The 25,612-nt window shown below is 72.9% G+C and carries 22 protein-coding genes; 12 read left to right on the forward strand and 10 right to left on the reverse strand.

Annotated elements, in window-relative coordinates:
* Positions 1-13 precede the first annotated feature (13 nt).
* On the forward strand, positions 14-175 hold the full coding sequence (locus ACPOLB_RS25270; protein WP_425258819.1) for a hypothetical protein: 162 nt from the start codon (positions 14-16) through the stop codon (positions 173-175).
* Between the two features lie 10 nt (positions 176-185).
* Here the strand turns inward: ACPOLB_RS25270 and ACPOLB_RS25275 are convergent, their stop codons facing one another.
* Positions 186-752 (reverse strand): acyloxyacyl hydrolase, encoded by a 567-nt coding sequence (locus tag ACPOLB_RS25275; RefSeq protein WP_425258820.1) that lies wholly within the window; start codon positions 750-752, stop codon positions 186-188.
* A gap of 666 nt (positions 753-1,418) precedes the next feature.
* Here ACPOLB_RS25275 and ACPOLB_RS25280 point away from each other — a divergent pair.
* The 6 genes from ACPOLB_RS25280 to ACPOLB_RS25305 all read left to right on the forward strand — a co-directional run bounded on the left by ACPOLB_RS25280 (position 1,419) and on the right by ACPOLB_RS25305 (position 8,142).
* Positions 1,419-1,988, forward strand: a complete 570-nt coding sequence (locus ACPOLB_RS25280; RefSeq protein ID WP_425258821.1) for a tripartite tricarboxylate transporter substrate-binding protein — start codon at positions 1,419-1,421, stop codon at positions 1,986-1,988.
* Positions 1,989-2,101: 113 nt separating this feature from the next.
* A complete protein-coding gene (locus tag ACPOLB_RS25285; protein WP_425258822.1) occupies positions 2,102-2,611 on the forward strand; it encodes a hypothetical protein in 510 nt (169 codons plus the stop codon).
* 130 nt (positions 2,612-2,741) lie between these two features.
* Positions 2,742-3,335, forward strand: coding sequence for a protoglobin domain-containing protein (locus ACPOLB_RS25290; RefSeq protein WP_425258823.1), 594 nt, complete (start codon positions 2,742-2,744; stop codon positions 3,333-3,335).
* 133 nt (positions 3,336-3,468) lie between these two features.
* Positions 3,469-6,303 (forward strand): ATP-binding protein, encoded by a 2,835-nt coding sequence (locus ACPOLB_RS25295; protein ID WP_425258824.1) that lies wholly within the window; start codon positions 3,469-3,471, stop codon positions 6,301-6,303.
* Positions 6,304-6,373: 70 nt separating this feature from the next.
* Complete coding sequence (locus ACPOLB_RS25300) at positions 6,374-7,012, forward strand: DNA-binding response regulator (RefSeq protein ID WP_425258825.1); 639 nt, start codon at positions 6,374-6,376, stop codon at positions 7,010-7,012.
* Positions 7,009-8,142 carry a thiolase family protein gene (locus ACPOLB_RS25305; protein ID WP_425258826.1) on the forward strand — a complete coding sequence of 378 codons (1,134 nt, stop codon included), beginning with the start codon at positions 7,009-7,011 and terminating at the stop codon, positions 8,140-8,142. The genes ACPOLB_RS25300 and ACPOLB_RS25305 overlap by 4 nt, the downstream gene beginning before the upstream one ends.
* Before the next feature lie 161 nt (positions 8,143-8,303).
* On the opposite strand, the gene ACPOLB_RS25310 is transcribed toward ACPOLB_RS25305, so the two are convergent.
* A complete protein-coding gene (locus ACPOLB_RS25310) occupies positions 8,304-8,516 on the reverse strand; it encodes a hypothetical protein (protein WP_425258827.1) in 213 nt (70 codons plus the stop codon).
* A gap of 255 nt (positions 8,517-8,771) precedes the next feature.
* Here ACPOLB_RS25310 and ACPOLB_RS25315 point away from each other — a divergent pair, with 255 nt between their 5' ends.
* Entirely contained in the window at positions 8,772-11,582 is a 2,811-nt protein-coding gene (locus ACPOLB_RS25315; protein WP_425258828.1) for an ATP-binding protein, read from the forward strand.
* A gap of 10 nt (positions 11,583-11,592) precedes the next feature.
* Here the strand turns inward: ACPOLB_RS25315 and ACPOLB_RS25320 are convergent, their stop codons facing one another.
* A complete protein-coding gene (locus ACPOLB_RS25320; RefSeq protein ID WP_425258829.1) occupies positions 11,593-12,555 on the reverse strand; it encodes a tripartite tricarboxylate transporter substrate binding protein in 963 nt (320 codons plus the stop codon).
* Positions 12,556-12,643: 88 nt separating this feature from the next.
* Positions 12,644-13,297, reverse strand: coding sequence for a hydrolase (locus ACPOLB_RS25325; protein WP_425258830.1), 654 nt, complete (start codon positions 13,295-13,297; stop codon positions 12,644-12,646).
* Positions 13,298-13,665: 368 nt separating this feature from the next.
* Between ACPOLB_RS25325 and wrbA the strand changes: the two genes are divergently transcribed.
* Both wrbA and ACPOLB_RS25335 read left to right on the forward strand, forming a co-directional pair.
* Positions 13,666-14,268, forward strand: coding sequence for an NAD(P)H:quinone oxidoreductase (gene wrbA, locus ACPOLB_RS25330; RefSeq protein WP_425258831.1), 603 nt, complete (start codon positions 13,666-13,668; stop codon positions 14,266-14,268).
* A 96-nt stretch (positions 14,269-14,364) separates the two neighbouring features.
* Positions 14,365-15,069, forward strand: coding sequence for an SDR family oxidoreductase (locus ACPOLB_RS25335; RefSeq protein WP_425258832.1), 705 nt, complete (start codon positions 14,365-14,367; stop codon positions 15,067-15,069).
* A 706-nt stretch (positions 15,070-15,775) separates the two neighbouring features.
* Here the strand turns inward: ACPOLB_RS25335 and ACPOLB_RS25340 are convergent.
* Positions 15,776-16,768, reverse strand: a complete 993-nt coding sequence (locus ACPOLB_RS25340) for a LirA/MavJ family T4SS effector (protein WP_425258834.1) — start codon at positions 16,766-16,768, stop codon at positions 15,776-15,778.
* Between the two features lie 482 nt (positions 16,769-17,250).
* Here ACPOLB_RS25340 and ACPOLB_RS25345 point away from each other — a divergent pair, with 482 nt between their 5' ends.
* Positions 17,251-19,386 (forward strand): prolyl oligopeptidase family serine peptidase, encoded by a 2,136-nt coding sequence (locus ACPOLB_RS25345; RefSeq protein ID WP_425258835.1) that lies wholly within the window; start codon positions 17,251-17,253, stop codon positions 19,384-19,386.
* 179 nt (positions 19,387-19,565) lie between these two features.
* Here the strand turns inward: ACPOLB_RS25345 and ACPOLB_RS25350 are convergent, their stop codons facing one another.
* From ACPOLB_RS25350 to phnC, 5 genes are all read right to left on the reverse strand, one after another.
* Positions 19,566-20,780 (reverse strand): PQQ-binding-like beta-propeller repeat protein, encoded by a 1,215-nt coding sequence (locus tag ACPOLB_RS25350; protein WP_425258836.1) that lies wholly within the window; start codon positions 20,778-20,780, stop codon positions 19,566-19,568.
* 192 nt (positions 20,781-20,972) lie between these two features.
* Positions 20,973-21,950 carry an NAD(P)-dependent oxidoreductase gene (locus ACPOLB_RS25355; RefSeq protein ID WP_425258837.1) on the reverse strand — a complete coding sequence of 326 codons (978 nt, stop codon included), beginning with the start codon at positions 21,948-21,950 and terminating at the stop codon, positions 20,973-20,975.
* A gap of 14 nt (positions 21,951-21,964) precedes the next feature.
* Complete coding sequence (gene phnE, locus ACPOLB_RS25360) at positions 21,965-22,750, reverse strand: phosphonate ABC transporter, permease protein PhnE (RefSeq protein WP_425261973.1); 786 nt, start codon at positions 22,748-22,750, stop codon at positions 21,965-21,967.
* Positions 22,751-22,767: 17 nt separating this feature from the next.
* Positions 22,768-23,646: a phosphate/phosphite/phosphonate ABC transporter substrate-binding protein gene (gene phnD, locus ACPOLB_RS25365; RefSeq protein ID WP_425258838.1), complete on the reverse strand. Its 879-nt coding sequence runs from the start codon at positions 23,644-23,646 to the stop codon at positions 22,768-22,770.
* Between the two features lie 56 nt (positions 23,647-23,702).
* Entirely contained in the window at positions 23,703-24,542 is an 840-nt protein-coding gene (gene phnC / locus ACPOLB_RS25370) for a phosphonate ABC transporter ATP-binding protein (protein WP_425258839.1), read from the reverse strand.
* Here phnC and ACPOLB_RS25375 point away from each other — a divergent pair.
* Positions 24,530-25,537, forward strand: coding sequence for a LysR substrate-binding domain-containing protein (locus ACPOLB_RS25375; RefSeq protein WP_425258840.1), 1,008 nt, complete (start codon positions 24,530-24,532; stop codon positions 25,535-25,537). The two genes, phnC and ACPOLB_RS25375, sit on opposite strands and share 13 nt — an antisense overlap.
* Positions 25,538-25,612 lie beyond the last annotated feature (75 nt).

Genomic DNA, 25,612 nt, shown 5'->3' on the forward strand with positions numbered 1-25,612 from the left:
CGCCGGCGCCGCCGTGGCGCCCGGCCGCCTGGGCGCGCCCGCGCTGACCGCCACCGCCTTCGCCCTGGGTGCCATCGCGGGCGGCTTCGGCTGCCTGCACGTCGGCTTCGCGGCGCCGCGCGTGCCCGTGTCGCTGCTCGTCGTGCTGGCTCTGCCGGCGGCGCGTCCGCCCTGAGCGTGCCGGGTCACAGGCTGCGTGTGTAGCGCAGCTGCAGGAAGTCCTCGCCGGGGTTCGGGCGCCGGATGCCCGCATTGGAGTAGTGCTGGATGCGCAGCGCCAGCTCGTGCTCGTGGCGTTGCCCCAGGCGCCAGCCCACGGCCAGGTGGTCACCGAAATTGAAGCGCGTGCTGAAGCGCTTGTCCTTGCTGCGGTAGATCGGCAGCAGCAGGTTGGCGCCGATGCCGCCCTCCAGGAACCAGCGGGCGCCGTCGGGGGACCAGCGCAGTGCCGGCGTCACGCCCAGCTGCGTCACCCAGGCGGTGCTGCCGCGCCCGTCCTCGAGGTCGCTGGCCCAGCGGCCGAACGACGCTTCCCAGTAGCCACCCAGCTGCCCACCGGCCCAGGGGCGCCGCCACGACCAGGCCCAGGTGGCGCCGATGGTGAGCGTGCGCGCCGTCTCCGCCACGCCGGCCTGCACGAACCCGCCGTCGGGCAGCCAGGCCGATCGTGGCGATGGCTCGGAGGCTGCGGCGGGCAAGGTGCACAGCGGCAGCGCGGCCAGTCGGGCCAGCAGGTGGGGCAGGCGCTTCATCGGGAGCCTCGGGTCGTCGGTGGGATGGCCTGCAGCATCGGTTTGGCGGCGCTGTGCCGCATCGCCCGTCCAGGTCGCCGGGCGCTCGCACGCACGCACTGGGCGCGACTCCTTCCTTGGGCCGAGCGGCGCCTCGGCCCGGAGCCGCGGCGCCGGGGCCGCTCTCTCCGACGGAGGGCCCGGTGCCGGCCCGCAGGGGCATGAGGCCGGCAGGCCCGAGGACTGGCGTCGACACCGTCCCAGCGCAGGATGAAGAGGCCCCGATGCAACGACGCGCAGCACGCGTCGCAGCCACCGTGCTGTCCCTGCCACCCGGGCTGCGGGCGGCCGACATCGTCCGTCTCGTCGTGGCCGACCCGCCCGGCGGCGCCGCCGATGTCGTGGCGCGTCGCCTGCAGGAGCGCATGCGGCTCGCGCCGCCGCAGCCGCCGGTGGTGGACAACCAGCCCGGCGCCGGCGGTGGCCTGGCGGTGCAGCGCCTGCTGGCCGGTCCTGCCGACGGTTCGCAGTGGCTCGTGGGCACGATCAGCGAGGCCATCGTTGCGCCGCTGCTCCATCCCGCGCTCGGCCACAGGCCCGAGCAGCTGCGACTGGTGGGCATCGCCGCCGGCGCGGCGATGGTGCTGGCAGGCCCGGGCGCCCCCTGCGCAGGCCGGACGGCCTGGCTTGCTGGAGGCAGCACGCCGGCCCGATGCAGCGGCCCCGGGTGTCGGCAACTTCGGCCATGGCTCGGTCGCGCACCTGATGGCCGCGGACCTGGCGCAGCGCACCGCGACACCGCTGCTGCACGTGTCCCATGCCGGCATGGCGCCGCTGCTGCGCGAACTGATCGCGGGGCGGGTCGCGCTGGCCGTCGTGCCCATGGCGGCCAGCGTCGCCGAGTGGGTGCGGCAGGGGCGCCTGCGCCTGCACGCCATCGCCTCCGCGCAGCGCGACCCGAACTTTCCCGACGTGCCGACGCTCGACGAGGCGCTGGGCACGAGCGGCTTCCGCCAGCGGCTGTGGGTGGGCATCTTCCTGCCCGCGGGCGTGCCCGAAGCCACCTGGGAGCGCGTCGCGGCCGCGCTGGCCATGGCGCAGAACGATCCCGGGTTCCAGCGCATCCAGCGCAGCGAGAGCAGCGAGCCCGGCGTGCCGATGGCCGCGGCGCAGGCCCGCGCGCTGCACGCCGCCGACGGCGCGCACGACCGGCGCCTGGTGGCCGCGATCGCGCCTGCCCGACCGCCGGCATCGTGAGCATGGGTGTCGCAAGGGCAAGCTCGCGGTAGCCCCTCAGGTCGATGGCGCGCGCCCGCGCGGGCGCCAGCATCCCGGACGTCGCCGCCGCCTGCGGTATCCAGGAGACTCTCATGTTCGGACTCACCAACCTCGGCTCCCTGCACACGCTGATCGGGCTCGTCGCGCTCGTTGCCGGCGCCCTGTGCTTCTTCCGCGATGGCGCGATCTCTTCACGCACGCGGGCCGGCCAGCTCTTCGTGTGGACCACGCTGATCACCTGCGTGAGCGGTTTCGGCATCTTCCAGCGGGGGGGCTTCAACGTCGCGCACGCGCTCGGCATCGCGACGCTGGCGGTGCTGGCGACGGCCGTGTGGGCCGAGCGCGGCGCGGCGCCCGGCCGCTTCTCGCCCTACATCGCGACGGTGGCCTACTCGCTGGCCTACTTCTTCCACTGGATCCCGGGCACCACCGAGACCTTCACCCGGTTCCCGCTGGGCGCGCCGCTGTTCAGCAGCCCCGAGGACCCCAACCTGGAGAAGACGGTGGGCGTGATGTTCCTGCTGTTCGTGCTCGGCGTTGCGGTGCAACTGTGGCGGCTGCATGCGCGGCGGCAGGGCGGCGCGGAGCGCCGGCTGGCCTGAGCGGGCCGGCCGGGCGCTCGGGCACGCCGTTGACCCAACGGCCTAGGCGGCGCCTGCCCGTGAGGGCGATCCCCAGGGCGGGACCGCTTCCTAGCATGACCCGCTCCACCCACCGCAGGAGCCACGCGCCATGCCTTCGACCCCGATCCCCGGCTACACCCATGCCACCTCCGCCGTTGCCCGCTCGCCGCTCGGCGACGAGGAGTTCGCGCTGCTCAAGCAGACCGTGCTGCTGGGCGACGATGACCTGAAGCAGCTGCAGCTCGCCGGCGAGGTGCTGGCTGACCAGGTCGAGGACGTGCTCGACGTCTGGTACGGCTTCGTCGGCGGCAACGCGCACCTGGTGCACTACTTCAGCGGCGCCGACGGCAAGCCCAACCCCGAGTACCTGGCGGGCGTGCGCCGCCGCTTCGGGCAGTGGATCCGCGACACCTGCGCCGCGCGCTACGACCGCGACTGGCTCGACTACCAGTACGAGATCGGCCTGCGCCACACGAGCGCGAAGAAGAACCGCACGGACGGCGTCAGCTCCGCGGCGGCGGCGATCCACCTGCGCTACCTGATCGCGTTCATCGTCCCGATCACCGCGACGATCAAGCCCTTCCTCGCCAGGAAGGGCCATGCACCGGCGCAGGTGGAGGCGATGCACGCGGCCTGGTTCAAGTCGGTGACGCTGCAGGTGACGCTGTGGAGCATGCCGTACGTGGCGCCTTCCAGCTTCTGACCTGACGGAAGCCGGAGGGAGCCGGTGCCGTCGACCGGCTCCAGCGCAGTCCGCCTCTACCTCCAAGGAGAGAGGCGCAACCGGCCGCACTGGGGTTCCGCGCCGACCGGCCGGGCTGCACAGTGCAGTCCGGATGGAACTTCGCTTCGGCCCCTTCACCTTGTTGCCGGCGCAGCGCGTGCTGCTCGAAGCCGGGCAGCCGCTGCGGCTGGGCAGCCGCGCCTTCGACCTGCTGGTGCTGCTGGTCTCGCGGGCGGGCGAGGTCGTCCCCAACGCCGAGCTGCTGGCCGCTGCCTGGCCGAACCGGGTGGTCGAGGACGGCAGCCTGCGCGTGCACATCGCCGCCCTGCGCAAGGCGCTGGGCGAAGGGCACCAGGGGCAGCGCTACATCAGCAACGTGCCCTTGCGGGGCTACTGCTTCGTCGCGCCCGTCGAGTCGCACGCCGTGCCCGATGCCGTGCCGCCCTCGGGCGGGCCGGTGCCGCCGGCGGCGCCGGCCTCGGGCATGCGCCACGCGCTGCCGGTCTCGCTGACGCGCGTGATCGGGCGCGACGCGGTGGTGGCCGAGCTGGCGCAGCGCCTGCGCGAACACCGTTGCGTGAGCATCGTCGGTGCCGGCGGCATCGGCAAGACCACGGTGGCGATGGCGCTCGCACGCGCCGCGGGCGAAGGTGCGGACGGCGGCCCCGCCGTGGTCGTCGAGCTGGCGGCGCTGGAGGACGGCCAGCTGGTGCCGGCCGCGGTGGCCTCGGCCCTGGGCCTGGTGCTGCCGGCCGCGAGCCCGCTCGACGCGCTGGCCAACTTCCTGCGCACGCGCGAGCGGTTGCTGCTGGTGCTCGACAACTGCGAGCACCTGGTGGGCGCGGTGGCCGAACTGGCCGAGCACCTGCTGCTGCAGGCCCCCGGCCTGCGGCTGCTGGCCACGAGCCGCGAGGCGCTGCGCATCCGCGGCGAGTGGGTGCACAGGCTGCCCTCGCTGCCCGTGCCCGGGCAGGGCGGCAACCTGGCCGAGGCCCTGGGTTCGCCGGCGGTCCAGCTGTTCGTCGAGCGCGCGGCGGCAGGCTCGGGCAGCTTCGCGCTGCGGGACGAGGACGCGCCGCTGGTGGTCGAACTGTGCCGGCGGCTCGACGGCATCCCGCTCGCCATCGAGCTGGCGGCGGCGGCGGTCGAGCAGTTCGGGCTGCGCGGCCTGGCCGAGCAGCTCGGTGCGCACCTGTCGATGCTCTCGCGGGGCCGCCGCACCGCGATGCCGCGCCACCAGACGCTGCGCGCCACGCTGGACTGGAGCCATGCCCTGCTGACACCGGCCGAGCAGGCGCTGCTGCCGCGGCTGTCGCTGTTCCGCGGCCCCTTCACGCGCGGTGCCGCGCAGGCGCTCGCGGGCGACGACGTCGACGTCGACGAGGCGCTGGCCGGCCTGGTGGGCAAGTCGATGGTCGTGGCCGACATCGGCGGCGAACAGGTCCGCTACGGCTTGCTGGAGACCACGCGGGCCTATGCCGCCGAGCACGTGGCGCGGGCCGGACAGGCCCATGCGCTTGCGGCCCGGCATGCGGCCTGGGTGCTGGAACTGATCGCAGCGGGCGACGGCGGCGGCGCGGCGCCGGGTGCGGGCTGGCTGGCGGCGCAGGCGCCGCAGGTCGACGACCTGCGTGCCGCGGTGGCCTGGGGTTTCTCGGCCGACGGCGACCTGAGCCTGGCCATCACGCTGGCCGCCCGGTCGGCGCCGCTGTGGTTCGCCCAGTCGCTGATGGACGAGTACCGCCGCCTGGCCGAGCAGGCGCTGGCGGCGATCGAGCAGCGCCCGACCACCGACCCCGAGGACACGATGCGGCTGTGCGAGGCCTACGGCCACGCGCTGTGGCACACCCGTGGCGGCGGGCCGGCGATGGCAGCCAGCTTCCGACGCGCCCTGCAGATCGCCGAGGAGCTCGATGCCACGCCGTACAAGCTGCGGTGCATGTGGGGCCTCTGGCTCATCTGCAACACCACCGGCGACTACGCGGGATCGGCGGCGCTGGCCGAACGCTTCGGCGTCGAGGTGGCAGGCTCCGCCGATGTGGCGACGCTGCTCACGCACGACCGCATGATGGCGCTGGGACTGCACTTCCACGGCGAACAGCGCCGGGCACGCAGCTACGCGGAACGGGTGCTCGAGCACCCGCTCACCATCAACCACACCGCGCGCCACAGCGGCTTCCAGTTCGACCAGCGGGTGGCCGCGCTCACGGTGATGGCGCGCATCAGCTGGGTGCACGGCCAGCCCGAGACCGCGCTGGCTCGGGCGCGCGCCGCGGTGCAGGAGGCGATCGCGATCGACCACTCGCTGTCGCTCTGTTATGCCATCGCCAACGGCGCCGCGCCCGTGGCCTTCTGGGTCGGCGACATCGCGCTCGCGCGCGAGCTCACCGGTCTGCTCCAGCAGAAGGCCGACGAACGCTCGCTGCACTTCTGGCAGGCCTTTGCCGGCGCCTACCGCCTGCTGCTCGACCTGCACGACCTGGGCGAACAGGCGCCCTCCCGCGACGCGCTGCACCGCCCGGGCGTGGCCCTGCTGCTGCGGGAGACGCTGGCCAGCGTGAACCCTTGCCTGTTCGACGACGAACTGCGCGCGCGTGCGCGGGCCGGTCGCAGTGGCTGGTGCCTGCCCGAGATGCTGCGCCTGGACGCCGAACAGCGCCGTGCCGCCGGCGCGCCGGCGGCCGAGGTGCACGCGCTGCTCGAACAGGCGGTGGAGGTGGCGGCGGGGCAGGGGGCGCTGTCGTGGCAGCTGCGCTGCGCGACCAGCCTCGCGCGGCTCCAGGCGGCGATGGGGGAAGGCCCGCGGGCCGCCCGCGGGCTCGAAGCCGTGCTGGCGCTGTTCGACGAAGGGGCGGACACGGCCGACCACCTGGCGGCCAGGCGCCTGTTAAGCGCGGTTAAGCCTGCTGCAGCGGCGGCAGGGGCGGGCGCCGATGACAAGGCTTGACAAGGCATAACTGGCCGTTCCCCGGCTGCCTGGCCATCATGGATGCATCGGAACCCACCAGGAGGCTGTCATGCAGATGCTCGAAGTCACACGTATTCGCATTCTCGTCGCCCACGCCAACCCGCTGATCGCGGTGGGCCTGGCCACCGCGCTGCGCCGCAGCGAGGACTTCGACGTCGCGGTCGACGGCATCGACGTCGGGCCCGGCGCCGCGTTGCCCGACGTCGTGGTCGCCGACTGCGAGACCGGCCTGCGCCGCGCCGCGGCACACCGGGAAGCGCGCGGCACCGCCGCGCCGCGCGTGCTGGTGATGTGCGGCCAGCTGCGCGAGCACGAGGTGCGGCGCGCGCTGGAGCAGGGCGTGCACGGCTACCTGCCGCTGGACAGCGCCATCGACGAGTTCGTGCACGGCGTGCGCACCGTGGCGCGCGGTGCGCGCTACCTGGCGCCGTCGACCGCGCAGTGCATGGCCGACAGCCTCACCCGCGAAGCGCTCACCGCCCGCGAGGCCGAGGTGCTCGACCTGCTGGCCTGCGGACAGTGCAACAAGTCGATCGCGCGGCAGCTGGACATCGCGGTGGGCACGGTGAAGGCCCACGTGAAGGCCATCATGGCCAAGCTCGATGCCTCGAGCCGCACCCAGGCCGTGAGCGTGGCGGCACAGCGTGGCCTCGTGACCCTGGCGGACCGCCCGGCGGCCTTCGCATGAAGGCCGTGGTCGCGGCGTACGGCCGCTCGCCCTTCCACTTCGCGAAGAAGGGGCGGCTGGCGAGCCTGCGCCCCGACACGATGGCGGCCCAGGTCGTGCAGGGCCTGCTGCAGCGCTGCGCGCTGGACCCGGCGCTGCTGGAGGACGTGATGCTCGGCTGCGCCTACCCCGAGGCCGCGCAAGGCAGCAACCTGGCGCGCATCGTCGGCCTGCTGGCGGGGCTGCCGGTGTCGGTGGGCGGCGTCACGGTCAACCGCTTCTGCGGCTCGTCGATGCAGGCCGTGCACGGCGCAGCAGCGCAGATCGAGGCCGGCATGGCCGAAGCCGTGCTGTGCGTGGGCGTGGAGTCGATGACGATGGTGCCGCAGGGCGGATTCAGCTTCTCGCCGCACCCCCGACTGGCGGCCGAGACCGCGGCCTACATCGCGATGGGCCAGACCGCCGAGAACGTGGCGGCGCGCTGGAAGGTGGGCCGGCTCGACCAGGAGAAGCTGGCGCTCGGGTCGCACCAGAAGGCTGCCGCCGCGCGCGCCCAGGGCCGGCTGGCCGACGAGATCGTGCCGGTGACGCTGGACGACGGCACGGTGGTCGGTGAAGACGGCTGCATCCGCCCCGGCACCACGCTGGAGGCGCTGGCGGCGCTGAAGCCGGCGTTCAGGCCCGATGGCGTGGTGACGGCAGGCACGTCCTCGCCCCTCACCGACGGCGCGGTGGCACTGCTGGTGACCAGCGACGTCTTCGCCAGCCGCCACACGCTGGCGCCGCTGGCGCGCATCCGCTCCTTCGCGAGCGTCGGCGTCGATCCCGCGGTGATGGGCATCGGCCCCGTGCCCGCCACGCGCAAGGCCCTGCACCGTGCGGGCCTGATGGTGGGCGACCTCGACGTGGTCGAGCTGCACGAGGCCTTCGCCTCGCAGGTGCTGGCCTGCAGCCGCGAACTGCACCTCGACCCGGCCATCGTCAACCGCGACGGTGGCGGCCTGGCCATCGGCCACCCGCTGGGTGCCAGCGGCGCGCGCATCGTCGGCAAGGCTGCCGCGCTGCTGGTGCGCGAGCAGGGACGGTTTGCGCTGGCCACGCAGTGCATCGGCGGTGGGCAGGGCATCGCGACGGTGCTGGAGCGGGCTTGATCCAGGGCATCGGACGGGAAGCACCGGGATCGTGATGGTGCGCCACGGCGCTGCGGGCCGCTCCGGCGGCACGCCGCCGGCCTCCACCACCCCGCATCCGGGCGCCGCCCGGACCCCGCGCGCGCTGCCGGGTGTTCCCCCAGGGGCGGTGCGCAGCAAGCTCAGCAGGCGCGCACGACGCTCGGCTGCGCGAAGTCGCGGCCGACCACGGCGCGTGCGAACAGGTAGTTGTTGCGGCTGCGCTCGCTCAGCAGGTCGAGCGCCACCCGGCCCTGGGCGTCGCAGGGGAAGCAGAAGGCACGGCCGGCGTCGAACAGCGACTCGAAGCGCAGCAGGAATCCGGTGGGGGCTTGGGCAGCGGCGGGCAGGTGCATGGCGGCTCCTCGGCGGCCTTCGTGTGCGGGGCCCGAAGGCGAGGCCCTTGTGGTCGAGCATCGGCGCGCAGGCGGCTCGGCGACAGACCCGTCGGACGGGGATCGGGCTCGACACGAGGTGCCAGGCGCGCCTGGGTTGCAGGCGGGCCGCGGGGGTCGGCCCTTCGCGCCGGTCCGGGATCGTCCTTCTGGCCAGGGCGTCGTTGCTGCTCGTGCGGGATGCCGACAATGAGACCGCTTCGCCACTCCGCACCGATGCGCACACCGGACACCGACACCCCGCCGCTGCACTTCGGCCCTTTCACCCTGCACCCGAAGCAGCGCCGCCTGCTCCGCGGCTCCGAGGTGCTGGGCATCGGCAGCCGCGCGCTCGACCTCCTGGTCGTGCTCACCGAGCGGCCCGGCGATCTGCGGGGCAAGGCCGAACTGCTGGCCCGCGTGTGGCCGGGCACGGTGGTCGACGAGGGGGCGCTGCGGGTGCACCTCGTCGCCTTGCGCAAGGCGCTGGGATGCGGTGTGGGCGGCGCGCGCTACATCGAGAACGTGCCCCGGCAGGGCTACCGGTTCGTCGCGCCCTTGGTGCGCGGAGCGCAGGCGGGTCCGGCCGTGGCCGCGCAGCCGGCGCCCGAGGCGGCTTCGGTGCACCACCTGCCCGTGCTGCCCACGTCCCTCATCGGACGCGAGGCCAGCCTGACCCAGCTGCAGACACAGCTGCCGCAGCGGCGGCTGATCACGGTGGTCGGGCCCGGTGGCATCGGCAAGACGGCGCTCGCGCTCGCGGCGGCCAGGCAGCTGCAGACGGCCTACGCGCAGGGCGCGGTGTTCGTCGACCTGGCGCCACTGGAGCAGGCGGGCCTGGTCGGCGCCGCGGTGGCCGCCACGCTCGGCGTGCCGGTGCTGAGCGGGGATCCGCTGCCCGCGATCGTGGCTGCCTTGCAGCGGCGAAGGCTGCTGGTGGTGTTGGACAACTGCGAGCACGTCGTTGCCGGCGCCGCATCGCTGGCCGAGACGCTGGTGGCCGCCTGTGCCGGCGTCGATGTGCTGGCCACGAGCCGCGAACCCCTGCGCGCCGCGGGCGAGTGGGTCCAGCGCCTGCCGGCGCTGGATGCCGGCCCGGATCGAGCGGCTGGCGGCCCGGAGCCAGGCGCCGCGGTCATGGCGCCGGCACTCGCCCTGCTGCTGGACCGCGCGAGCCTCGCGCCCGCCTGGTTGCAGGCGCACCCGGCCGAGCACGATGCGGCGGTGCAGATCTGCCGCCGGCTCGATGGCATCCCGCTGGCGATCGAACTGGTGGCGACGCGCGTCGCGGCGTTCGGCCTGCGGGGCGTGGCCGAGCGGATCGACGAACATCTGCAGCGCGCCAGCGACGGTCGCCGCGCCGGGGTCGACCGTCACCGCACGCTGCAGGCGACGCTGGACTGGAGCCATGCGCTGCTCGACGACGACGAACGTCGCGCGTTGCGGCGGCTGGCGGCATTCCGGGGCAGCTTCACGCTGGCGATGGCCGTGGCACTGGCGGCCGACGAGCAACTGCCCGCCAGCGCCGTGCTCGCATCACTGGGGGCGCTGGTCGCGAAGTCGCTGCTGGTGGCCGAGGACGGGCCGGCCGATCAGGGGCGCACGTTCAAGCTCCTGGCCACGACGCGCCAGCACGCGGCCGATCGGCTGGCCGCGGCCGGTGCGGTGGAGCGTGCCGCCGTGCTGCGGCGGCATGCGCGGCTGCTGCGCGACGAACTGGCCGCCGCGGCCGGGCAACTGCAGCAGCTGGGTGCGGCGGCATGGCGGGCGCGGTACGGCGCGCGGCTCGACGACCTGCGCGCCGCGCTGGCCTGGACCGGCGGGGAAGGGCGCGATCCCGAGCTGCTGGCCGCGCTCGTGGCCAGCGCCGCGCCGCTGTGGTTCCACCTGGGCCTCGTGCACGAGGCGCTGCAGCAGCTCGAAGCCGTGATGCCGGTGCTGCCCGCGCTGGCGCCGGAGCCGACGCGCCGCATGCAGCTGGAGCTGGCGCGTGGCCACGCCCATCTGCACATCGGCGGCGCCGGCGCCGCGAGCGACGCTGCGCTGCAGGCGAGCCTGGCGATCGCGACCGCGCTCGGCCTGGCCCACGATCGCCTGCGGGCCCTGTGGGGCCTGTTCACCGAACGCATGATGCGCGGCGACTACGACGCTGCCCTGCAGTTCGCCGCTGCCTTCGAACAGGCGGCAGCCGGCCTGGAGGACCGCCAGGCCACCTTGACGGCACATCGCCTGCTCGCGCTGGCCTTGCACATGCAGGGCCGCCACGCGGAGGCACGAACCCAGGCCGAGCTGGCGCTGCGGCCACCTGCCGCGGAGATCCGCTTCCTGCACGGCAGCGCCTATCAGGTCGACCACCGCGCGTCGGCACTGGCTCCGCTTGCGCGCGCGCTGTGGATGCAGGGGCGCGGGGTCGAGGCCGCTGCGCTCGCGCACGAAGGGGTGCAGCGCGCGGCGGAGGTGGGGCACGGTTTCTCGCTGACCATCACGCTGGCGCTGGCCGCGCTGCCGATCGCGCTGTGGAACGACGACAGGATCCGCGCCCAGGCCTATGCCGAGCAGTTGCGGTCGTGCACGCTGCGGCACTCGCTCGAGTTCTGGCACACCTGGTGCGAGATGTACCTGTCGGTGATCCGCTGGCGCACGAGTGCCGCGGCCGAGCCCGGGGGCTGGGTGGCCACGTGCGCGCGCCACCCAGGGCGCGCCGACACGCTGGCGACCTTGGGCATGCCGCTCCTGAACAGCCATGCGCTGCAGCGCGCCGAACTGGGCCGCAACGGCTGGTGCCTGCCCGAGGTGCGCCGCGCATCGGCGCTGACCGACCTGGCCAGGGGGCTGTGCGAGACGGATGCAGCGATCGGCCGCCTGCGGCAGGCGCTGGACACGGCGCGGCAGCAGGGCGCGCTCGCCTGGCAGCTGCGGTTGGCGACCAGCCTGGCGCAGCTCGACCCCGGCGCCGGGCGGGGCATGCTCCAGGACCTGCTGGAGACCTGGAGCGGCGACGCCCACGGCGCCGATCTGCTGCAGGCGCAGGCGCTGCTGGCCCGCTGAGCGCCGCGGCTCAACGCGTCGCGGCGGGCCAGCGAGCCGCCAGACGCGCCCAGGCAGCCTGCTCGCCCGCCTGGAACCGGCGCGCCGCGTCGGCATCCATCGGCATGCCGGGCTCCACGCCTTCCCTGCGCTTCTCGCGTTGGTAGTCCGCATCCCGCTGCACCTGGGCCAGCAGCTGCTGCGCGCGCTGCCAGGCCGCCTCGCGCGCGCTCGCGGGCAGGAAGGCACCGATCCACAGCCGGTGGTGCAGGCCGCGCACGCCTGTGCTCTCTTCGACGGTGGGCACGTCCGGGAAGCGCGCATCGCGTGCTTCGGTGGCCATCGCCAGCAGGCGCAGGCGCCCCGCCGTGACCAGGTCCTGCAGCCCTGCCGCCAGCGGCAGCAGCGCCACGTCGATGCGTCCGGCCATCAGTTCGCGCAGCAGCGGCGCCATGCCGCTGAAGGGCACGTGCAGCATCGGCACCCCGCTGCGCAGGGCCAGTTCCTCCCCCGCGAGGTGGGCGTGGGAGCCTTGGCCGTAACTGCCGAATCCGAGGCCGGCCCGCCCGGCGGCGGCCACGAGTTCGGCCCAGCCACGTTGCGCATGCACCGCGCTGGAGACCAGGGCCACCGGCACCACGCTGGCCACGCCCACCAGGCGCAGCTGGTCCGGCCTGTAGCCCAGCTGCGGATTGGTCAGGGGTGCGAGCATCGTGTCGCTGGGGCTGCCCACGAGCCAGGTCGAGCCATCGTCGCGGCCGGCCAGCAGGCGCTGCACGGCAAGGGCGCCGCCGGCGCCGGGCAGGTTCTCCACCCGCATCGGGATGCCCGCGGTGGCGCGCAGCGAGGCCTCGATCTGCCGGGCGACCAGGTCGGCAGGGCCGCCGGCTGCATAGCCCACCAGCAGCCGCAGCGCCTCGGCGGCGCGAGCCGGGCACGGGCCCCCGGCTGCAAGTGCCAGGAGCCCGAGGAGGCCGTCACGTCGATGCATCATGCTGCCGGAGCTTGAGGCCCGTGCGGTGGTGGCTCGACCTGCGCATGGTCGAGCTGCGGCTACCCCCTTCGGCCAGCGCAGGGCGCGCTCAGCCCTCCTGCGCGCCGAACATCTGCTTGGCGTAGATGATGCCGAGGCCGTACGCGCCGCCCCAGTCCTTGGCGATGCCGGTGGTCAGCGCGTAGGTCTCGCCGCGCGCCCAGTCGCGCTGCATCTCCAGCAGGTACTGCAGCGCGGTCATGGGCACGGCGCCGGCCTGCACCATGCGCTGCACGGCGCGTTCGTGGGCCTCGGGCGAGACGTCGCCGCAGGCGTCGGTGATGACGTACACCGAAAAGCCCTGCTCGAGGGCCGACAGCACGGGACCGACGATGCACACCGAGGTCCACAGCCCGCACAGCACGACGCGGGGCTTGCCGATCGCGTTGACGACGCCGACCACGTTCGGATCCTCCCAGCAGTTCATCGTCGTGCGGTCGATGAGCTCCTGGCCGGGGAAGGCGTTCATCACCTCCTCGAACATCGGACCCGAGAAGCTCTTCTCGGCGACGGTGGTGAGGATGCTCGAGACGCCGAAGCCGGCGGCCGCGCGGGCCACCAGCGCGGCGTTGGTGCGCAGGTTCACGCCGTCGATCGAGTGGGTCGCGAAGGCCATCTGAGGCTGGAAGTCGATCATCACCAGCGTGTGATCGGCGGGGGTCAGCAGGGTCTTGGCGGGGGTGGTGGTGGCGGTGCGACTCATGGGGGGCTCCTTGCAGCGGTGGTTGGGTTGGCCGCGCCACCGCATGCGGTGGCACCAGCACCGCAGATTCGAACGGCGGATGCATGCGTGCGACACACCCTTCGGGGCAGGGACCCGGTGTGTCCTCGGGGAGAGGGCGGTGGGCGTTGCCCACGCCGGGTGCGCGAACCGGAAGCAGGCCGCCTGCTGCACCGCCCGCGATGTGCGGCGGCTGCGCCGGGCGGGCGGGGTCCCGGATGGCCCGTGGGGTCGCGCTGCGGCACTGGCCATTCGGCCGAGCGCCAGCCATGCCTTGCGGGACTGTGCCGTCTGCGGGTGCACGCGCAGCATCGAGGCAGCGTCTGTGCACCAACCTCGAGGAGACTCCGATGACCAAGATCCTGGTCCTGTACCACAGCCTGTACGGCCACATCGAGACGATGGCGCGCGCCGAGGCCGAAGGCGCCGGCGAAGTGCCGGGCGTCGTGGTCACGCTGAAGCGGGTGCCCGAGACCATGTCGGCAGACGCCGTGCGCGCGGTGGGCGGCAAGCTCGAGCAGTCCGGTGCGATCGCCAGCCCGGATGAACTCGCCGACTACGACGGCATCCTCTTCGGCACGCCGACACGTTTCGGCGGCATGACCGGGCAGATGCGCACCTTCCTGGACCAGACCGGTGCGCTGTGGATGAAAGGCGCGTTGATCGGCAAGGTCGGCGGCGTGTTCACGTCCAGCGCCACCCAGCACGGTGGCCAGGAGAGCACGCTGCTGTCGTTCCACACCACGCTGCTGCACCACGGCATGGTGGTCGTCGGCCTGCCGTACAGCGAGCAGCGGCAGATGGGCCTGGACGAGATCAAGGGCGGCAGTCCCTACGGCGCGTCCACCATCGTCGGCGGCCAGGGCGAGCGCCAGCCCAGCGCGCAGGAACTGGGGATGGCACGCTTCCAGGGCCGGCACGTGGCCACGCTCGCGGCACGCCTGCGCGGCTGAAGCGCCTGCGGCGCGGGCCGGCGCTGCCCTCGCGGGTGGTGTCCGGGCGCCGGCGTCCGCAACGGCACAGGCACAACATCGAGCACGGAGCCCGGCATGCAACTGCAGGACATGGTCGTTCTCATCACCGGTGCCAACCGGGGCCTGGGTCTCGCGCTGGCCCGGGCAGCGTCGGCCGCCGGCGCGAAGAAGGTGTACGCGGCGGCGCGCGATCCGTCGCGAATCAGCGTGCCGGGCGCGCAGGCCGTGCGGCTGGACGTCAACAGCGACGTCGACGCCGCTGCGGCGGCGGAGCTTTGCGGCGATGTCAACGTCCTGGTCAACAACGCCGGGATCGCCCGCGGGGCCGCGGCCCTGTCCGTCGGCGCCTTCGAAGCCGCCCGCGCCGAGTTCGAGACCAACGTCTACGGTACGTGGCGCATGACGCGGGCCTTTGCGCCGGTGCTGGCGGCCCAGGGCGGCGGTGCCGTCGTCAACGTGTTGTCGGCACTGTCGTGGCTGAACATCCCTGCCGCGTCCACGTACTGCGTCTCGAAGTCGGCGGCCTGGGCCCTGACCAACGCACTGCGCAACGAGTTGCGCGGCCAGCGGACGCAGGTCGTCGGCGTTCACGTGGGCTACATGGACACCGATCTCACCGCCGGCGTGCATGCGCCCAAGATCCGCCCGGAAGACGTCGCCGCGCAGATCCTGCAGGCCCTGGCGGACGGCCGTGACGAGGTGCTCGCCGACATCACCAGCCGGGACGCGAAGGCAGGCCTGTCCGCTGAGCCCGGCGCCTACCTGCGGTCCGGCGCCTGAGCGGTGGCGGTGGCTGCGCACGCCGGGGCGCCGTCTCCCTTGCGTGTGCCGCCCGGCCCTCGATGCGCCATGCGAGGCCGGACGTCCACATCCGGGTTCCACGGGGAAGCCTCGTGGCGGATCACCGGCGTCGCCTGGCGGCGCGCAGCGTCCGCCGGTCGCGCGCCCCTGGACGCAGCGTGGATCGCATCCACCGGCGACGCGCGCGACGCGTCCTTCAGCACCCCGCGCGGCACATGGACGATCGCGTTGCAGGGCCCCGGCTGGCTGCCGACACCGTTGCCCGCACAGAGGAGTTCAGCGGCATCGACCCCCTCGACAACCACCCGGCACAGCATGCGGCCGCGGGGATCGTTCGAGGTCGTTCGGCACGGGGAGGTCCCGCGTTGCCGAAGCTTGTATCGGGCTTGCCGCAGCCTCGGAGTGGACGTGTCGCCAGCGACCTGTTCAGGGCTGAAAGTGGCGGCCCGCGACTTCACGGCCCTGGTCCTGGACGGTGCAAGACCGTCAGCCGTCGCCACGACGCCGGACAGGCGGACCGCAGCCCCGGGCGGAAGGCGTCGCCATGGCGGACCACCCGATGAACGAGGGCGAGGGGCGAACGACCGCGCACTTCCCAATCGTGGTGCCGACCTGCAGAGGTGGCCGCCTTCAGCCGGACCGCTTGTGTCGACCCGCAGCGTCGGCCAGGCCCTTTCCTGCATGGCTACAGCAACGCGTGCTGCTGCGCGATCATCATGAGCGACGAACCTTGCTGCAAAGCCCGGTCTGGGCGGGCGAACAGGAAGCCGCTCTTCTCGACTTTGTGCTGGGTGTTCGGTCCCCCCTTGTAGCCCGTGGATTGCAGAGCCTTGTAGCCCCTGGCGGCCTCGACCACGTGCCGTGTTGCGCGCGGGTCGTTGGCTTCGGAGACCGCAGGTATCTCGACGCCCGGCTTGAAGTGCTTCTCGTGTCCATGCTTGGCCGTCCCCGGGTACGTCACGGAGCCGTCGGTCGGAACCTTGTAGCCCTTGCGGAGGTAGCGGTCACGCAGCCGATCCCCGAGAAATCTCGTCTTGAAGATGGCGGCGTTTGCGCAGGTCGGGCTGCGTGCGGTTCCTGAGCGTGGCTCCGCATCCCAGTCTGCCGTCGGTGGCGCCGGGAAGCAGTCCACCACGAAGTCCCACAGGTACCTCTTCTCTCCTCTGCTGTACCGGCCTCCTTGGCAACTGTAGTCACAAGAGGCTCCGTACAGGCCTGTCGCCTCGGGTCCCATCTCCGTGTAGATGACCAGCCATTGGATGATGTGGGTGAACTCGCCGTGGCCGCTGGCGACCATGTCCTTCCACATCAGCTTGCGCTGCACGATGCGCACGAAGTCAGGCGGGTGCGTGAACCCCGACAGCACCAGGTTTCCGCCCGTTCCCCAACCCAGCGAGTTGGCGGCCGCATTCAGCAGCCGACTCGTCACGTTGTAGTCCTTGTCCTTGTGATACTCCTCGTCGCCTGGTGCCATGCGGTAGGCACCTTCCTTGAGGGCCGTCTCGTGGATTCGGCTCAGCCAAGCATCGACGTGTTCCAGCGATCTGCCAAACCGCTTCTCGTCCGACAGGAACTCCGCCACGACGGCGTACTTGCGGGCCAACGTGTCTGGAACGCCGAAGTTGGTTGCCAGAAAGCCGGCCACCTCCTCCACGTCCTTGGCTGTGATCTCTGGCATCGCGAACTCCCGGGTCTGGCGCCTGACGGCGTGGTGCGGCCCTTCCAAACGAGCGGGGGCCGTCGTCGCCAATCTAGGCAGGGCCGATCGATCGCGCTACCAACTATTCACCCCCTGTCAGGACACCTCGATCGCTGCGTCGCGGACGCGCGTGCATCGTCGGCTGCCCACCATCCGAGTTCAACGAGCGCCGCCGTGTCGAGCCGGGGCGCGTTCTCGCTACCGGCCCGGTCGACACGCAACGGCGCGACCGCGGAGCGGGCGGCGCGCGTGGGCCGATCCGCCGGGAACGCCGCGGCTGGCCGTTGCGCCACGGGTCGATCGGTTCAATCCAGATTGACGAGTCGGCGACGGTTGGCTGCAATCGCGTGATGCGCTCACTCCTCTGGCCGCGTCATCGTCGCGCTGCGCTGATCTCGTGGGCCCTGCTGCTGTTGCTTCCCGGGTGTGCCCAGCAGCCCCCCGGGCTCGAGCCGGCCGCCGTGGCCTTTCCGCTGCCGCCCGCGGGAGCGGTCGTCGACAACCATTTCGGCACGCCGGTCGCCGACCCGTACCGGGCATTGGAGGCGTTGTCGGCCACCACCACGCAGTCGTGGATGCGGCAGGCCGCCGAGCACGCACAGGCCACGCTGGCGCGCATCCCCGGGCGGCAGGCGCTGCGCGACCGCCTGGCTGCCGCAGGCGCCGGCGCAGCGGTGACGATCGGGCGCGCCTTGCGCACGCCGTCGGGGCTGTGGGTCTACGAACGCCGGCGTGGCGGCGAAGACCAGTTCGCGCTCGTGGCCCGGCAGGGCGCGACCGGTGCCGACCGCGTGCTGGTGGACGCGCCGGCGCTGTCGGCGCTGCACGGGGGCCGGCCGGCCGCGGTGGACTTCTTCTCGATCGCACCGGACGGTCGCACGCTGGCCTTCGGCAGCAGTGCCAGCGGCAGCGAGGAGTCGGTGCTGCACCGCATCGACGTGGCCAGCGGCCGCTCCGTGGGCGAGCCTGTCACGCGCGCCAACTTCGGCTTCGCGCGGTGGACGGCCGATGGCCGCGCATTTTCGGTCAACCGGCTGCAGCCGACCCCTGCAGACCCGCGCGACAAGTACAACGGCAGCGCGGCGTGGCTGCTCCGCGCGGGCGACACCTGGCCGCAGGCGCGGCTGCTGCTGGGGCCAGGCATGCGCAGCGTGGACGTCCAGCCCTGGGAGGCACCGCAGGTGCTGTTCACGCCCGATGGCCGCTGGATGATCGGCGTGCTGGAAGACGGCGTGCGCGACGAGACCCGTGTGTTGGTCGCGCCGGCGGCGCTGCCGCCGCAGGGCGAACCGCAATGGCGGCCGCTGCTGACACCGCAGGACGGCGTGGTCGACTTCGCGTACGGCGCCGGCGTGTTCTACGCCAGGACGCATGCCGGGGCTCCGCGCTTTCGCATCGTCGGCGCGCCGATCGCGTCGTTCAGCATGGCGACCGCGCCGACGCTGGTGGCGGCCTCCGAACGCGTGCTGGGCACGCTGGCCGCGGCGCGCGACGCTCTGTATTTCCAGGTCCGCGACGGCAATGCGCTGCAACTCTGGAAACTGCCGCACGGTGCCGCTGCCGCCCAGCGGGTGCCGCTGCCGCTGCAAGGCCACTTTGCGCTGCGCCAACGCGGCGCCGTGTCGGCCGCACATGCCGGCATCGACGGCTTGCTGATGCCGCTGGAGGACTGGACACAGGCGCCACGCTGGGTGCAGATCGACGCGACCGGGCAGGTGCGCGACGCCGGCCTGCAGGCTGCCGCCACCGACGCGGCACCGGTGGACATCCAGACCACCGAGGTGCTGGTGCGCAGCCACGACGGCGCCCAGGTGCCCATGTCCATCCTGCACCGCAAGGGACAGGTCCTGGACGGCACCGCGCCGACACTGCTGCAGGGCTACGGAGCGTATGGCTTCACCTACGAGGCACGGTTCGATGCCGCGCGGCTGGCGTGGCTGGAGCGTGGCGGCGTGATCGCCGTGGCCAACCCGCGCGGCAGCGGCGTGTTCGGCCAGGCCTGGCACGAGGCGGGGCGCCAGGCGACCAAGCCCAACACCTGGCGCGACATGATCGCCTGTGCCGAGCACCTGATCGCGCAGGGCTGGGCCAGCCCGCGCACGCTGGCCATCGAAGGCGCCAGCGCCGGCGGCATCACCGGCGGCCGTGCCGCCACCGAGCGGCCCGACCTGTTTGCAGCCGCGGTGCTGCGCGTGGGCCTGCTCGACATGGTGCGGGCCGAACTGGAGCCCAACGGTCCTGCTAACGTGCCGGAGTTCGGCAGCCATGCCACCGAACCGGGCTTCCGTGCGCTGCTGGCCATGAGCACCTACCACCACATCGACCCTGCGGTGCGCTACCCCGCCGTGCTGCTGACCCACGGCGTCAACGATCCGCGCGTGGCCGTGTGGCACAGCAGCAAGACGGCAGCGCGCTTCGCCGCCGTCTCGGCAGCCCAGCCAGGCGGGCGGCCGGTGCTGATGCGGCTGGACATGGACGCCGGGCACGGCGTGGTCAGCACACGTTCCCAGGACATCGACGAGCGCGCGGACATCTATGCCTTCCTGCTGTGGCAGATGGGCGTGCCCGCGTTCCAGCCGGGAGCGCCTGCACGCTGAGATGCGCCGAGGCCGGCCAGCGGCGCCCGGGCCAGGTGGGCGTTGCGCAACGAGGACCTCGTCGTCAGGCAGCAACTCGAAGCGCCAGAAGCACGGCGTGAACGCGGTCTCGGCCCAGCCAGAGGCGTCGTGCACGAACGGGCCGCGCGGGTGTCGCGGCTGTGGTGCCCTGGCGGCGGCTACGGTGCCTGCAGTTTCAGCAGCGCCGCATGGCCATCGACCCACAGGCCGCCGTCCACCGGCAGCACGTGGCCGAAGCGCCAGTCCGGGTCCTTGCCGCGGCGGGTGAACGACCACAGCCGCGTGCCCGTGCGCATGTCCAGCGCGTGCAGCGTGCCCGGAAACGCCGGCGCGCCGTCGAGGCCGCCCTGGACGTAGAGCACCGGCCCTGCAACGGCGAGTGCCAGGTGTTCGATGCGGAAGCTCCCCGGCAGCTCCCACGCAATGCGGCCGGTGCGTGCGTCGAAGCCGATCAACGAGACCTCGGTGGCACCGACCACGGTGTCGCCGGCGTCGACGAGGCCGTCGAGCGCCACCATGCGCTCGCGCCCGTCGACGACGCGACGCAGGAACACCGGCGCGAACAGCGGCTGGCCGGTGCGGCGGTCGAGCGCATACAGCGCGTTCTCGCCCGAGAAGAACACGGCCGCGTCCGTCACCACCGGGTGGCGCGGCGCCGCGCCTTGCCGGTACTCCGGATGCAGCGGCCGGTGGCGCCAGCGCTCCTGGCCCGTGGCGGCGTCGAAGGCGGCCATGTAGCGTGCATCGGGCCAGCCGGCCGTGCCTTCGGGCGCGCGGGCCATCACCTGCGCGTACACCAGACCGTCGCGCACCACCGGCGACGTGGTGCACGCGCCGCCAGGCACGAAGCGCAGCGGCGTCTTCCACTGCGGCTGGCCCGTCGCGGCGGTCAGCGCATGCAGCGTGCAGTCCTTGGTGACGACGAACGCGCGCCCGCCCTCGACCACCACGGCCGTGTAGGGCGACGGATCGAGTGCACGCCAGGCCTCCCGGCCGTTGGCGGCCGCCACCGCGATCACGGCGCCGGGGTTGGCAGCGCCGTACGCCGCGATGACCAGCGGCCCCTCGACCGCAGGGCGCTGCGACACGGAGCCGTTGAGCTGGGCCGGGCGGAAGGTCCACTTCAGCTTGCCGGTGGCGGCGTCGATCGCGAACAGGCCACCGCTGCCCGTGGGGCCGCCGACATACAGCATGCCGTTCGACAGCGCCGCCGGCCCGAGATCGCGCACGCCGGGCCGGACCGCCAGCGCCTCGACGGGCTGCGCCAGCAGCGGTTGCACCGGACGTGCGTCGGGCTGCGCCAGCGTTGTCTGGGCGAACAATGCGCACAGGGCGGGAAGCGCCAGCAGGGCGGCACTGCAGGAGGGGTTCATGGCGACTCCGGGGCATCTCGGCGGTGCAGACGACCGCGATGATGACGCGAGGACGGGCCCGGTGCTGCTGGACCGGGGGAAGGTCGGAGACATGTCCGTGGCGAGTTTAGGGGGCCCGCCAGCACGACCTCGGGGAGCGCCCTGGCCAGGCTGTCTGCAACGGACGGGACGCCGCGCCGCCGTCCCGGGGATTCAGTACGACGCGGACACCGAACTCGCCAGATCGGCCACGGCTTCGCCGGCGAGCGCCGCCACGAGGTTCTCGGCTGCACGCATCTCGATGGCCCGCCGCACGTCGCGCACCGCCGAGCCGAGATGCGGCGTGAAGACGGTCCGCGGGTGCTGCAGCAGCCCCTGGGGGATGCCGCCGGGACGGTCCGGCAGGCGCCAGTCCTCCAACTCGAAGACATCCGCGGCATAGGCGCCAAGGCGTCCGGATTCCAGGGCCGCGCACACCGCCTGCTCGTCGACGACCGAGCCCCGTCCGACGTTCACCAGCAGCTGTCCCGGGCGGGCGTCGGCCAGTGTCCGCGCGTCGATGAGATGGCGCGACGACGGGGTGAGCGGCACCGCCAGCAGCACGTAGTGCGCCTGCTGCATGGCCTCTCGAAGGCCTGCCGCACGGGTGCGTGCATCGCGCTGCGCCGGATCCACACCCAGGATCTCCGCGCACCCGAAACCCTGGAGCCGATCGACGATGGCGCGCCCGACGGCGCCGAGCCCGACCACGGCCACCGTCGATCCGTGCAGCCCGGTGCCATAGAGCGCCGGCCGCCAGCCCGCGTAGCCTGCACGCACACGCCGGTCACCGTCGAGCAGATGCCTGGCCGCGGCGATGGCCAGGCCGACGGCCAGCTCCGCGGTCGGCTCGGTCAGCAGGTCCGGCACGAAGCTCACCTGCACACCCGCGCGGGCACAGGCGGCGAGGTCGAAGTTGTCGTAGCCCTTGAGCGCACACGCCACGGCGCGCAGGCGCGGTGCGCGCGCAAGCATCGTCGCGTCGATGCGGTCGGTCATGAAGGCCATCCAGGCGTCGGCCGCACCCAGGTGGCTGGCCAGGCGTTCGGCGTCCCAGGGTTCGGGCCCGGGATTCATCACCACCTCGCCGGCCGACTGCAGTCGCGCGAGGACTTCGGCGTGGATGGGCTGGCTGACGACGATGCGGCTCACGCAGCGGCTCCTGTTCACTTCAGACGCCGGCGCAGCGCGGCGCCGAGACCATCGACCACCAGCACGCAGGCCAGCACCGACAGCAGGATGGCCGAGACTTCGTCGTACTTGATCAGCCGCAGTGCCGCCATCAGCTCGAAGCCGATGCCTCCCGCTCCCACGATGCCGAGCACGGCCGAGGCGCGGAAGTGGTACTCCCAGCGGTAGATGGTGATGTCGGCCAGCTGCGGCAGCACCTGGGGCAGCACCGCATGGGTGATGACCTGCAGGGGGCTCGCGCCTGCCGCCGTGGCGGCTTCCAGCGGCTTGGGATCGACGTGCTCGATGGCCTCGGCGTAGAACTTGGCCACCATGCCCGTGGAGTGCAACGCCAGCGCAAGCACGCCGGGCAGGGCGCCGAAGCCGACCGCCGCGACGAAGATGATGCCGAGGATGATCTCGGGCACCGAGCGGAACGCCGCCATCAGGGTGCGCGCCACGCGCAACACGGTCGGGTGTGGCGTGGTGTTGGGCGAAGCCAGCAGCGCCAGCGGCAACGACACCACGACCGTCAGCGCCGTGCCGGCCACCGACATCGCCAAGGTGTCCAGCAGCGGCTGCAGCCAGCGCTGCCAGCGCGTGAAGTCGGGCGGCACCATCTCCGATCCGAGCTGCGCCAGCGCCGGCAGGCCTTCGGCGAAGCGCTGCGCATCGAAGAAGCCGGTGGCGCCGAGCGCGAGGGCCGAGGTCGCGAGCAGCAGCGCCGCCCAGCCGACGCTGCGCCGGCGCCGCCGGCCGTCCTCGGCCAGCAAGGCTTCCATCGCGGCGCTGGCTGGTGTCACTTCATGCTCCCGAGGTCGAGCTTGAGCACCGTGGCGGTGTCGCGCAGCACGTCGTAGGCCTCGTCGTTCGTGGGCGCGAAGGCCTCGACGCGGAACGCCTTCAGCACGTCCTTGTCCTTCATCGTGAGGAAGGCATCGCGGATGCTCTGCTTCAGCGCCGGCGCCAGGTTGCCCTGCATCACGATGGGGTAGTTCGGGATCGGCGCCGACAGGTCGAGCTCGACCACGCGGCTCGCGTCGATCGTGCCGCGCTTGATCAGGCTGTCGAGGATGGGCTTGGAGAGCGCGCCAGCCGGCACCTGCCCGGCCTGCACCGCGCGGGCCACGGCGTCGTGCGTGCCGAGGTGCACGACGCGGTAGTCGCGCTCGCCGTCGAGCTTCGCCTTCTTCAGCAGGTGCGCACGCGGTGCGAGGTGGCTGGAGGTCGAGGCCTGGTCACCGAAGCCGAAGGCCTTGCCGCGGATGTCGTCCAGCGTCTTGACCGGGCCGCCGGCGGTGCCGATCAGCACCGACTGGTACGTGGGCGAGCCGCGCTCGACGCCCACGGCGAACGGCTCGATCGCCGGCGCCTTCGACTTGGCCAGCACGTAGGAGAACGGGCCGAAGTACGCCACTTCGATGCGGCCGAAGCGCATGGCCTCGATCATCGACGAGTAGTCGGTGGTGACGACCAGCTCGATGTCCTTCTTGAGCGCCTGCTCGAGGTAGCGCTTCAACGGCTGGGCGTTCTGGATCAGGCTCGACGCGTTCTCGTCGGGCAGCAGGGCCACGCGCAGGCGGGCCGGGTCGCGGCCCTGGGCCTGGGCGGTCAGGGGCAAGGCGAAGGCCAGGGCGGACAAGGCCAGGGCAGCAGCGGCATGGCGACGTGTGGACATGGGGACTCCTGATGGTGGACGGATGGACGTGCGCAGCCGGATGCCCCGGCTGCGGCTCAGGCCAGGGCGGCGATGGCGGTGGCGGGTTCGGCTGCGGCGGGCAGCGGCTCGGGCGCCGGCGCAGGTGCCGGCGCACCGTACAGCTCTGCGGCGCGCTGGGCGTTCAGCGCCTCGGGCGGACCGTCGAAGACGACGCGGCCGCCGCGCAGGCCGACGATGCGGTCGGCATAGCGACGCGCCAGTTCCACCTGGTGCAGGCTGACGATGGCGGTGAGGCAGTCGTTCTTGCAGATGCGGTGCAGCAGGTTCATCACGCTCTCGGCCGTGGCCGGGTCGAGGCTGGCCACCGGCTCGTCGGCGAGCAGCAGGGTCGGCGACTGCACCAGGGCACGGGCGATGCCCACCCGCTGCTGCTGCCCGCCCGAGAGCGTGTCGGCGCGTGCCAGCGCCTTGTCGAGCAGGCCGACGCGGTCCAGCCCCTCCAGCGCGCGGAGCTGGTCCCGTCGGCTCCAGGGCCACAGCGTGCGCAGCGGGTGGTGCTGCGCGAGGCAGCCCATCAGCACGTTGGCAAGCACGGTCTGGCGCCCGATCAGGTGGTGCTGCTGGAAGACCATGCCGCAGCGGCGGCGGTGTGCACGCAGATGGGCGCGGGTCAGCACGCTGCCCGGCACGCCCGTGGCGTGCACGTCCCCGTCGGTCGGGCGCACCAGCCCGTTCAGGCAGCGCAGCAGCGTCGACTTGCCGGCGCCCGAGGCGCCCAGCAGCACGAGGAACTCGCCCGGTGCCACGTCGAGCCTGGTGGGTGCCAGCGCCTCGATGCCGCCGGGGTAGGCCACGCGCACATCGCGCAACTGCATCAGCCACTCGGGGCTCGAAGGGGAGGGTGGCTGCGACATGGCTGCGCAGTCTGTGCAGGTTCCATGTCATCACAGTGACGTTTTCGTCCGAACAATGCAGGGTCTTCATCGACGCCATCTATGGATCGCCCATGACCGGCACCAGCCTCCTGGCCGCGCTGAAGGCCTTCGACGCCACGGCGCGCGCCGGCAGCATGACCGCCGCCGCCCGCGCACTCGGCCTGCAGCAGCCCACCTTGTCGGCCCACATCCAGCGCCTGGAACAGACCCACGGCGTGGAGTTGTTCAGGCGCCGGGGTCGCCGCCTCGAGCTCACTGACTTCGGCCGCGCGCTGCTGGACCACACGCGGCGGGTGTTCAGCGCCGAAGAGGATGCCCATGCACTGCTGCTGGCTGCGCAGAACCGCTATGCCGGGCGGCTGGTCGTCCATGCGATCGGACCCTACAACCTCGTGCCGATCCTGCGCGTCTATGCGCGGCGGCATCCGAAGGTCAGCCTGGTCGTGCGCGTCGGCGACTCGCGCACGATCGCCACCCGCATCCTCGACCACCAGGGGGATGTCGGGCTGGTGCTGAACCCCTTGGACGACCCGGCCCTGGAGTGCGTCGAGCACCGACGGCAGCCCCTGGTCGTGTTCGCGGCAGCCGACCATCCGCTGGCTGGCCGCGCGAGCGTGTGCATGGCCGATCTGCACCAGCAGCCCTTCGTGATCCGCGAGGAAGGCTCGACCACGCGGCGGGTCTTCGAGGAGGCCATGCGGCATCGCGGGCTCGGTCTGCGGGTCGCCATCGAGATGGGCAGCCGTGAGGCGGTGCGCGAGGCGGTCGCACAGGGCATGGGCCTGGGCGTGGTGGCTGCTCCGGCGTACGTGCACGACGCGCGACTGGCGCAACTGCCGCTGATCGACGGTGGCATGGCGACGCACGTGCACCTGATCTGCCGCCGCGAGCGCAGGCCGTCGCCGCTGGTGTCTGCGTTCTTCGAGATTGCCGCCGAACTTCGAGAGGCCGACCACCAGGCGTCGCTGTCGTGAGACCGCCACGTGGGAGTCCCGGCCGGTCCGGATGGTCCGCGTGATTGCAGCCCGGGGACCGCGAGGCGTCGGAAC

The organism is Rubrivivax soli (genome assembly GCF_049810355.1).
Lineage (GTDB): Bacteria > Pseudomonadota > Gammaproteobacteria > Burkholderiales > Burkholderiaceae_C > Rubrivivax.

Bases quoted from the DNA above. Each gene is read 5' to 3' on its own strand.
- ACPOLB_RS25275 (WP_425258820.1), bottom strand. From the start codon at position 752: ATGAAGCGCCTGCCCCACCTGCTGGCCCGACTGGCCGCGCTGCCGCTG.
- ACPOLB_RS25285 (WP_425258822.1), top strand. From the start codon at position 2,102: ATGTTCGGACTCACCAACCTCGGCTCCCTGCACACGCTGATCGGGCTC.
- ACPOLB_RS25290 (WP_425258823.1), top strand. From the start codon at position 2,742: ATGCCTTCGACCCCGATCCCCGGCTACACCCATGCCACCTCCGCCGTT.
- ACPOLB_RS25295 (WP_425258824.1), top strand. From the start codon at position 3,469: ATGGAACTTCGCTTCGGCCCCTTCACCTTGTTGCCGGCGCAGCGCGTG.
- ACPOLB_RS25300 (WP_425258825.1), top strand. From the start codon at position 6,374: ATGCAGATGCTCGAAGTCACACGTATTCGCATTCTCGTCGCCCACGCC.
- ACPOLB_RS25305 (WP_425258826.1), top strand. From the start codon at position 7,009: ATGAAGGCCGTGGTCGCGGCGTACGGCCGCTCGCCCTTCCACTTCGCG.
- ACPOLB_RS25310 (WP_425258827.1), bottom strand. From the start codon at position 8,516: ATGCACCTGCCCGCCGCTGCCCAAGCCCCCACCGGATTCCTGCTGCGC.
- ACPOLB_RS25315 (WP_425258828.1), top strand. From the start codon at position 8,772: ATGCGCACACCGGACACCGACACCCCGCCGCTGCACTTCGGCCCTTTC.
- ACPOLB_RS25320 (WP_425258829.1), bottom strand. From the start codon at position 12,555: ATGATGCATCGACGTGACGGCCTCCTCGGGCTCCTGGCACTTGCAGCC.
- ACPOLB_RS25325 (WP_425258830.1), bottom strand. From the start codon at position 13,297: ATGAGTCGCACCGCCACCACCACCCCCGCCAAGACCCTGCTGACCCCC.
- wrbA (WP_425258831.1), top strand. From the start codon at position 13,666: ATGACCAAGATCCTGGTCCTGTACCACAGCCTGTACGGCCACATCGAG.
- ACPOLB_RS25335 (WP_425258832.1), top strand. From the start codon at position 14,365: ATGCAACTGCAGGACATGGTCGTTCTCATCACCGGTGCCAACCGGGGC.
- ACPOLB_RS25340 (WP_425258834.1), bottom strand. From the start codon at position 16,768: ATGCCAGAGATCACAGCCAAGGACGTGGAGGAGGTGGCCGGCTTTCTG.
- ACPOLB_RS25350 (WP_425258836.1), bottom strand. From the start codon at position 20,780: ATGAACCCCTCCTGCAGTGCCGCCCTGCTGGCGCTTCCCGCCCTGTGC.
- phnE (WP_425261973.1), bottom strand. From the start codon at position 22,750: ATGGAAGCCTTGCTGGCCGAGGACGGCCGGCGGCGCCGGCGCAGCGTC.
- phnD (WP_425258838.1), bottom strand. From the start codon at position 23,646: ATGTCCACACGTCGCCATGCCGCTGCTGCCCTGGCCTTGTCCGCCCTG.
- phnC (WP_425258839.1), bottom strand. From the start codon at position 24,542: ATGTCGCAGCCACCCTCCCCTTCGAGCCCCGAGTGGCTGATGCAGTTG.